The organism is Actinoallomurus acaciae (genome assembly GCF_042429965.1).
Taxonomy (GTDB): Bacteria; Actinomycetota; Actinomycetes; order Streptosporangiales; family Streptosporangiaceae; genus Actinoallomurus; species Actinoallomurus acaciae.
Genome location: NZ_JBHLZP010001295.1, coordinates 1 through 538, shown reverse-complemented (window position 1 = coordinate 538; position 538 = coordinate 1). Strand labels below are relative to the sequence as shown.

Here is a 538-nt window from a genome sequence, read left to right as displayed (position 1 = left end):
GCGAATTCGAAATAATTTATTTTTATCATACCTACTTAGTACAAAACAATCGATGAAAAGTATTCAATAAATAACCAATCACAGTCTTTAGAACCTTTCTTTATCACATATTTAATATTTGTGCATTTGACTCCAACTATCTCATATCTAATGGGTCTTGGCCTCTTCGATCTTGTCCTTGTATTTCTCTTGGTAGATGTTCTGGGGGTCGTATTTGACGGCCAGCTCCTTCCAGTAGTCGGGTTGCTTGTTGATAAGATGCCTGATGACTTTGTCGGACGCCTCCTTCTGCTTGGCGGTACATTTGGAGCAGTCGTTCTCGAGGGCATCAGGTAGGGTTTCCTTCAGGTCTTTGCCGTCGGGAGTGCAGCGGCCTTTGTCGAGGAGGCAGTCCACGTAGCCTCTGAGGAGACGCTGGGACTCGAGGATCTCGTCCACGTTGATGTGGTCCCACTTGTCGGTGTAGGTCGACTGGGGGAAGCCCCAGGCTACCGCCACCATGACGCTAAGGCTGACTACGATTATGGCTTTCATGTTG

Annotated in this window: 1 protein-coding gene; it reads right to left on the bottom strand. The window is 47.4% G+C overall.

The genetic code is table 11. The annotated features are described in order from the left end of the window. Positions 1-147 precede the first annotated feature (147 nt). Positions 148-538, bottom strand: a 391-nt coding sequence (locus ACFFNX_RS52150; protein WP_378213916.1) for a 4CSP family protein, incomplete at its 5' end; no start/stop codon positions are given.